General features: G+C 74.6%; 6 protein-coding genes. 4 read left to right on the top strand and 2 right to left on the bottom strand.

Annotated elements, in window-relative coordinates; translation table 11 throughout:
• Positions 1–281: 281 nt before the first annotated feature.
• Complete coding sequence (locus HCN56_RS21230; protein WP_167973551.1) at positions 282–1157, top strand: helix-turn-helix domain-containing protein; 876 nt, start codon at positions 282–284, stop codon at positions 1155–1157.
• Between the two features lie 499 nt (positions 1158–1656).
• On the top strand, positions 1657–1866 hold the full coding sequence (locus HCN56_RS21235; RefSeq protein WP_167973541.1) for a DUF397 domain-containing protein: 210 nt from the start codon (positions 1657–1659) through the stop codon (positions 1864–1866).
• Positions 1867–2007: 141 nt separating this feature from the next.
• Here the strand turns inward: HCN56_RS21235 and HCN56_RS21240 are convergent, their stop codons facing one another.
• On the bottom strand, positions 2008–3126 hold the full coding sequence (locus HCN56_RS21240; RefSeq protein ID WP_167973543.1) for an ADP-ribosylglycohydrolase family protein: 1119 nt from the start codon (positions 3124–3126) through the stop codon (positions 2008–2010).
• A 157-nt stretch (positions 3127–3283) separates the two neighbouring features.
• Complete coding sequence (locus HCN56_RS21245; protein ID WP_167973545.1) at positions 3284–5956, bottom strand: bifunctional FO biosynthesis protein CofGH; 2673 nt, start codon at positions 5954–5956, stop codon at positions 3284–3286.
• Positions 5957–6066: 110 nt separating this feature from the next.
• Here HCN56_RS21245 and HCN56_RS21250 point away from each other — a divergent pair, with 110 nt between their 5' ends.
• Entirely contained in the window at positions 6067–6630 is a 564-nt protein-coding gene (locus HCN56_RS21250) for a TetR/AcrR family transcriptional regulator (RefSeq protein ID WP_167973547.1), read from the top strand.
• A 140-nt stretch (positions 6631–6770) separates the two neighbouring features.
• On the top strand, positions 6771–8387 hold the full coding sequence (locus HCN56_RS21255; RefSeq protein ID WP_167973549.1) for an MFS transporter: 1617 nt from the start codon (positions 6771–6773) through the stop codon (positions 8385–8387).
• Positions 8388–8391: the final 4 nt, after the last annotated feature.

Genomic DNA, 8391 nt, shown 5'->3' on the forward strand with positions numbered 1-8391 from the left:
CTGTCGCCGTGGCCCGGTTCCTCGCCGGGCCGCGGCGACAGCGGCGGACGCCCCCGCCCGGCCCGACCCGTCGCCGACGCGTCCTCTCTGCACGCCGCCCACCGCACGCCGCCCACCGCACGCCGGGCGTCGTACTCACCGCCGCGCGCCGGGCCGTGCGCACCGGTGAGCCCGGCGGAGTGTGTGAGCCGGGTGGAGTGTCCGCGTTCGGCAGCGGGCAGAGGGGGTCAGGTGGCAGTCTCGTGATCGGTAGTCACATGATCTACGGAGGTGGACTGTCCGTGGCGGGCAACGTCAATCCCACGGTCCGGCGGCGCAGACTCGGCCAGGAGCTCCGCAGGCTCCGCGAGGACCGCGGCATGACCGCGGAGGAGGTCGCCGACCGCCTGCTGGTCTCGCAGTCGAAGATCAGCCGGTTGGAGAACGGGCGTCGCAGCATCTCGCAGCGGGACGTGCGCGACCTGTGCGGCGTCTACGAGGTGCGGGACCGCCGGCTGGTGGAGTCGCTGATGCAGATGGCGCGGGAGTCGCGCCAGCAGGGCTGGTGGCACGCGTTCGCGGAGTTGTCCCCGGGGTACAGCGTCTACATCGGACTGGAGATGGACGCCGCCTCGCTGCGGGTCTACGAACCCCAGGTGGTGCCCGGGCTGCTGCAGACCGCCGACTACGCCGCGGCGGTCATCTCCGGCGCGCTGCCGGAGGTGGCCCGTGCCGATGTCGAGCGCCGCGTCGAGGTGCGCATGCGGCGCCAGGAGCGGGTGAGGGACGAGCGTCGGCCGCTGCGGTTGTGGGCGGTCGTGGACGAGGCGGCGCTGCGGCGGCAGGTGGGCGGCCCGGCCGTCATGGCCCGGCAGCTGCGTTATCTGGTCGAGGTCTCGGATCTGCCGCACATCACGCTCCAGGTGATGCCGTTCGAGTCCGGGGCGCACCCGGGCGTGAACGGGCAGTACGCGATAATGGAGTTCCCCGAGGCCAACGACTCGACGGTGGTTTATCTGGAAGGGGTCACCAACGACCTCTATCTCGAAAAGCCGCACGACGTGCAGAACTACAGCGTGCTGTACGAACATCTCCGTGCGCAGGCACTCAGCCCCGAGAAGACCCGTGATTTCGTGCGGGCGATAGCGGACGAGAGCGAGTCGCGCGCGAACTCGTGAATTGCGCCGCGTACGCACGGCACCCCCTCTCCCCGGCGTATTCGGCGGACGTCCGCCGCCGCGCGGCCGCGGGCCCGCCCCCTCCTCGCCCGGCCGGGGAGGTGCGCCCGGGCGCGCGTCCGGGTCGGCGCGTGCGGGCGTGGTTCCCGGTGCGCCCGGCTGCGCCGGGTGGTGCGGCGCCCTGGCGGGGCGGCTTCCGGCAGGAGCCCGGGCGCGGGATGGCGCGGCGGGCGCGAGGGAATGCAGACCGTCGGGCGATTTCCGAGTCGGGGAGCCGGAGTTGGCGCGGATAGTACACCGAGCCATGACCGGAACGCAGCCCCGGACCGGGATATCACCTTGTCGAGTGATCAGACGCAAGGCATGACCCATCGGACCAGTACGGTCTGCGAAAGCGTCCTGACGGAACGCCGAGTACGTACAGCAGGGGCTGCCGGCCCCCTTTCCGCCGGCGAACCGACAGACCAGGGAAATCCTGGAAAGGAGCCGGAGGCAAGTCATGGCAATTCAGCACGGTAGGACGCACACCTGGCGGAAGTCCTCTTACTCGGGCGGCAACGGGGCGTGCGTGGAGGTGTGCTCGCCCGCGCCGGAGGCACTGGCGGTACGCGACTCCAAGGCTCCCGCCGGCCCCCGCCTCGGCTTCGTCCCCGGCTCCTGGAACAGCTTCGTCGCCGCGGTGGGCGACGGCAGCCTGGCGCGCCGCTGACCGGCCGCGCCGTCACTCCGGCGCGCCGCTGACGCGGTGGGCCGCCGGCCCGGTGCGGCGGGCGGGTCGTGGCCGGTGTCTCCGGCCCTGCCCGCCCCTGGGGTGCGCGTGTGCTCGCGCGGCGCGCGCACCCCGCCCGCGTCAGCCCCGCGGGTAGCGCTCCAGCCAGGCGGCGACGGCGCCGCCCGGGCCGTGGAGCGCGGGCCCCTGCGTCATCTCCAGCGTGAAGTCGTCGGCGAGTTCGAGCATCGTCGCCCGGCCCTCCAGCTCCGGCAGCAGCTCCGGCGGGAGCGCGGTCTCCCCGTGCAGCGCTCCCAGCAGGTTGCCGCAGATCGAGCCGGTGGAGTCCGAGTCGCCGCCGTGGTTGACGGCGAGCAGCAGGCCGTGGCGGAGGTCCTGGGCGACGAGGGCGCAGTAGACGCCCATGGCGAGGGCCTCCTCCGCCACCCACCCCTCCCCCAGCCCGGCGAGCCGTTCCGGGCTCGGTGCGCCGGCTCGGACCGCGGCCAGCGCCTGCTGGAGCGCGTCGGTCGTCTCCTGGTGGTCGGGGCGCGTCGCGAGCAGCGCCAGCGCCTTCTGGACGGCGCCCTCCAGGGTGTCGCCGCGGATGACCCCGTGGACGATCGCGGAGAACGCCCCGGCGGCGAGCTGGCCGGTGGGGTGCCCGTGGGTCTGACTGGCGCACTCGACGCTGAGTTGCAGGACGAGTTGCGGCTCCCAGCCGGCGAGCAGGCCGAAGGGCGCGGAGCGCATGACGGTGCCGCACCCCTTGGAGTTGGGGTTCTTGGGCTTCTCCACGGTGCCGAGGACGTCGTCGGCGAGACCGGAGAGGCAGGCGTTGCCGGGGGCGCGGCGGGCGTAGAGCCACTCCTGGCGTGCCAGCCAGCCGTCGTCGGCGCGGCGTTCGTCCGGTCCCCAGTCGTTCTGGGTGCGGTACCAGCGGCGGTAGGCGGCGTGGACGTCGGTGGGCGGGTGCCAGGCGCCGGAGTCGCGGCGGATGTGGGCGCGGATGAGGCCGTCCAGGGTGAACAGCGTCATCTGGGTGTCGTCGGTGACGGCACCCCGGCGCCCGTAGGCCGGTACGTAGTCGGTCACGCCGGCCGGCCCGTGGCGGTCGCGGATCTCGGCGAGCGAGTCGAACTCGATCCCCGCGCCCAGGGCGTCGCCGATGGCGCCGCCCAGGAGACATCCCCGTACCCGGCTGCGGAAGTCCTGCTGCTCGGCGCGCCCCCACAGCGCTCCGGTCGCCGGTCCGGTCATTCCTGCGCCCTCCCTCGTCCGTCAACCACGGCAGCGTAAGCCAGCGGCGCGCCGCACGTCAGGGGTGGCGCCGCCACTTCGTGCCACGCCGACGGCACTCCGGGCCGAGCGGGCCGGTCCGGGGCGGCGCGCGGCCGCCCCGGGTCGGCCGCCCGGCTCACACCGTTGCCGGGCCGCTCGCGCCGCCCGTGCCCGCGGCGGGCGACTCGGCGGGCAGCAGCGGCAGGAGTTCGGGGAGCCGGCCGTCGGCCGCCTCGGCGGCGCGCAGCCGTTCGGCGGGCACCTCCTGGTAGGTGGTGGTGCGGGACCGCGAGGGGCGCCCGGCGGCCTCGGCGATGCCCCGGAGCCCCGCCGCCGTCATGTGCGAGCCGTACGCGGAGCCGGCCATCCGGGAGATGGTCTCCTCCATGAGGGTGCCGCCGAGGTCGTTGGCGCCGGAGCGGAGCATGGCGGCGGCGCCCTCCGGGCCGAGCTTGACCCAGCTGGTCTGGATGTTGGTGACGTGGGGGTGGAGCAGGAGGCGGGCCATGGCGGTGACGGCCCGGTTGTCGCGGGCGGTCGGGCCGGGGCGGGCGATGCCCGCGAGGTAGACCGGCGCGTTGGTGTGGACGAAGGGCAGCGTGACGAACTCGGTGAACCCGGGGACGCCCGCTTCGAGTGCGGTCCGCTGGATGTCGGCCAGGGTGCGGAGGTGGCCCAGCCAGTGGCGGGGCTGGTCGACGTGGCCGTACATCATGGTGGAGGAGGTGCGCATGCCGAGGCGGTGGGCGGTGGTGACCACCTCGCGCCAGGTGGCGGCGGGGAGTTTGCCCTTGGTGAGGACCCAGCGCACCTCGTCGTCGAGGATCTCCGCGGCGGTGCCGGGGAGCGAGTCGACGCCCGCCTCGCGGGCCGCGGTGAGCCAGTCCTCGATCGACAGCCCGGTGCGGGAGGCGCCGTTGACGACCTCCATCGGGGAGAAGGCGTGGACGTGCATGCCGGGCACCCGTGCCTTCACCGCGCGGGCGATGTCGAAGTAGGCGGTGCCGGGCAGGTCGGGGTGGATGCCGCCCTGCATGCAGACCTCGACGGCGCCGACGTCCCACGCCTGGGCGGCGCGGTCGGCGACCTGGTCCAGCGAGAGGGTGTAGGCGTCGGCGTCGGTGCGGCGCTGTGCGAAGGCGCAGAACCGGCAGCCGGTGTAGCAGACGTTGGTGAAGTTGATGTTGCGGGTGACGATGTAGGTGACCTCGTCGCCGACGGTGTCGCGGCGCAGCGCGTCGGCGGTGCCGCAGAGGGCGTCCAGTGCCGGGCCGTCGGCGTGGAGCAGGGCGAGCGCCTGGTCGTCGGTGAGGCGGGTCGGGTCGTCGGCGGCGACCGACAGGGCGGCGCGGAGCTCCGCGTCGATCCGCTCGGGTGCCGTGGCGGGGCCGGGAACCCGGTCGGGGACCATGCCGGGGGCGGCGGCCTCGCGCAGCGCCTCCCAGTCGCCGTAGACCTCGTCGAAGTCGGCGCGGCGGTCGCCGCTCCGGCCCTCGGTGTCGACGGTGCGGTGCAGGTCGGTGCGGCCGGTGGCGGTCATCGGCTCGTCGGGTTCCTGCCAGGGCAGGCCGCGGGGTGCGGCGTCGGGGCGGGCGAGCCCGGTGGCGGGGTCGGCGAGCGCCGCGACGTGGGGGCGGAGCCGGGGGTCGAGCCAGGGCTCGCCGCGGCGGACGAACTCGGGGTAGACGGTGAGGCGTTCGGCGAGGTCGAAGCCGGACTCCGCGGTGCGGGCGCGGAGTTCGTCGACGTGGGGCCAGGGGTGCTCGGGCGAGACGTGGTCGGGGGTGACGGGCGAGACGCCGCCCCAGTCGTCGATGCCGGCGCCGATCATGAGGGCGTACTCGCCGGCGACGAGGTTGGGCGGCGCCTGGATGCGGGCGCCGGGTCCGAGGACGACGCGGGTGACGGCGACGGCGGCGGCGAGTTCGTCGAGTCCGGCGTCGGGGACGGCGCGCATCGCGGTGTCGGCCTTGGCGCGGAAGTTCTGGACGATCACCTCCTGGATGCCGCCGTAGGCGCGGGCGACGCGGCGCAGCGCGTGGACGGACTCGGCGCGTTCGGTCGGGTTCTCGCCGATGCCGATGAGCAGGCCGCTGGTGAAGGGGACGCTGGAGCGTCCGGCGTCCTCCAGCACACGGAGGCGGACGGCGGGCTCCTTGTCGGGCGATCCGTGGTGGGGGCCGCCCGGTTCGGACCACAGGCGGGTGGCGGTGGTCTCCAGCATCATGCCCATGGAGGCGGCGACGGGCTTGAGCCGCTGGAAGTCGGTCCAGCTCATGACGCCGGGGTTGAGGTGCGGCAGCAGGCCGGTCTCCTCCAGGACCAGGACGGCCATGGCGCGCAGGTAGGAGAGGGTGTCGTCGTAGCCGTGGGCGTCGAGCCACTCGCGCGCCTCGGGCCAGCGGTCCTCGGGGCGGTCCCCGAGGGTGAAGAGCGCTTCCTTGCAGCCGGCGTCGGCGCCGCGGCGGGCGATCTCCAGGACCTCGTCGGGGCTGAGGTACATGCCGGCGCCGTCGCGGCGGAGCCGGCCGGGGACGGTGACGAAGGTGCAGTAGTGGCAGCGGTCGCGGCAGAGCCGGGTCAGCGGCACGAACGCGTTGCGCGAGTAGGTGATGACCCCGGGGCGGCCCGCGGCCGCCAGGCCGGCGTCCCGCACCCGTGCCGCGGCGGCGCACAGCCGCTCCAGGTCGGCGCCGCGGGCCTGGAGCAGGACGGCGGCCTCGGCCACGTCGAGGGTGACGCCGTCCTCGGCCCGACGCAGGGCTCGCCGCATGGCGTTGGCGGTCGGGTACTGGTCAGTAGTGGTCATCGTCCGAGGATACGAGCGGGCGGCCGCCGAGGGCAGGGCGCGGGGCGGCGTGGCCGGGGGCACTGGCTCTACCTGCGTAACTTTGCCATCCGGATGGTACAGTTACAGTCATGAGACCGAGTTCGCGACCGCTGATCCTCGACGCTGCGATCCGCGTCACGGAGCGCGAGGGCATCACCCAGCTGACCCTGGAGTCCGTCGCCGAGGAGGCGGGGCTGACCAAGGGCGGCCTGATGTACCACTTCCGGACCCGGGAGGAGCTGCTCATCGCCATCCAGCAGCACCTCGTCGACACCTGGGAGGGGCAGCTCCTCACCGAGCTGGGCGGCGCCCCCGCGGAGGCCGACGACCGGGCCCGCACCCGCGCCTACGTGCGCGCCGACGCCCACGGGAGCGTGAGCAAGGCCGAGCTGGCGTTCCTCGTCGAGGCGGCGGGCGACGCGGCGATGGCGGAGCCCTGGCAGGTGATGACCAACCGCTGGGTGCCCGAGCCCCGTTCGGCGGACGACCCCCGGATGGACCTCTTCCTCGCCCGGCTCGCCGCCGACGGCGCCTGGCTGTTCGAGGCCACCAGCGGCACCACCCTCCCCGAGGACGTCCGCACCGAGCTGTACCGCCGGATCACCGGCATGGTCGACGCCCCGCCGCCCCGGCCGGCCGACGACACCCCCTGACTTCCCGCGGCCCGCGGCGGGGGGCCGCTGGCGGCCGAACGCGCCACCGAAACCCTCCGCCGGGCCGCAATCCGCATCCGCATCCGTATCCGCATCACACGACGACCGCGCGCCCGGTGCGCGCGGGGAACGAGGACGACATGACGCCACGCCGCCGCTGGGCCGTGCTGGCAACCGTCTCCGCCGGCCTGCTGCTGATCTCGGTGGACATGACGGTGCTCTACACCGCGCTGCCCACCCTGACCTCCGACCTCGGCGCCGACGCCTCGGCCAAGCTGTGGATCATCAACGCCTACCCGCTGGTCATGGCCGGACTGCTCCTGGGCGCCGGCACCCTCGGCGACCGGGTGGGTCACCGCCGGATGTACCTGATCGGCCTCGTCGTCTTCGGTGCCGCCTCCCTGCTCGCGGCGTTCGCCCCGGACCCGGCGGTCCTCATCGCCGCCCGGGCGCTGCTCGCGGTCGGCGCCGCGGCGATGATGCCCGCGACGCTGTCGCTGATCCGCACCACCTTCGACGACGAGCGGGAGCGCGGCATCGCCATCGGTGTCTGGGGGTCGGTCGCGGTCTGCGGCGCGGCGCTCGGGCCGATCGTCGGCGGGCTGCTGCTGGAGTTCTTCTGGTGGGGTTCCGTCTTCCTCATCAACGTGCCGGTGGTGATCGCCGCGCTGGCGGCGACCCTGCTGGTCGCGCCGAAGAGCAGCGGCCGCGGCGACAAGCCCTGGGACCCGGTCGCCTCGCTGCTGGTCATGGCCGGACTCGTCGGCCTGGTCTACGCCGTCAAGGAGGTGACGCAGCCGACGCGTTCGCTGCCGGTGGTCGCCCTCGCCCTGCTGGTCTCCGCCGTCGGCTTCTGGCTGTTCGTGCGGCGGCAGAACCGCCAGGAGTACCCGCTCATCGACTTCGCGCTGCTGCGCGACCGCCGCATCATGACCGGCGTCATCGCCGCCGGACTGGCGATGTTCGCCACCGCGGGCGTCCAACTGGTGCTGACGCAGCGGCTCCAGCTGGTTCTCGGCCTCTCCCCGCTGGAGGCGGGGCTGATCGTCGCCGCCTTCGCCCTGGGATCGCTGCCCGCCGGCATCCTGGGCGGCGCGCTGCTGCACCGCTGGGGTGTGCGTCCGCTGCTGAGCGGGGGGATGGCGGTCGGCGCCATCGGGGTCGCCCTCCTGCTGCTGCTCACCCCCGCCGGCCACGGCTGGCTGGTGCCCGGGCTGGTCCTTGTGGGGGTCGGCGAGGGCGCCGCGATGGTGGCGGCCTCGGTCGCCATCATCAGCAACGCCCCCGCGCACCGGGCCGGGATGGCCGCGTCGGTGGAGGAGGTCTCCTACGAGCTGGGCAGCCTGACGGGGGTCGCCGTCCTCGGCAGCGTTCTCACCTCGCTCTACACGGCGACCGTGCAGCTGCCCGACGGCGCGTCGGAGCGGGCGGCCGGCAGCCTCGACGACGCCGTCGCGGAAGCGGCCGCGCTCCCGCCGGCGGAGGGCGCCGCGCTGCTGGACGCGGCCACCTCGGCCTTCGACCGGGGGTACGGGCTGGCGCTCGGGATCACCGTGGTGGCGCTGGTGGCGGGCGCGGTCCACGCCGGACTGAAGCTGCGCGGCGCTCCGGCGACCGAAGCGCCCGAGACCACCGGAGGCCCGGATTCCGGGGCAGAGCACCCACCGGAGGCGGGTCCGGGCGCCGGCCGGGAGGCCGCGGCGGACGCCGGGCCGGGTGCCGGCCCCGACGGGCGACCCGGCACCCGGCGCGGCTGACGCC

It is taken from the genome of Streptomyces lonarensis, from assembly GCF_012033735.1.
In the GTDB taxonomy this organism is placed as follows: domain Bacteria; phylum Actinomycetota; class Actinomycetes; order Streptomycetales; family Streptomycetaceae; genus Streptomyces; species Streptomyces lonarensis.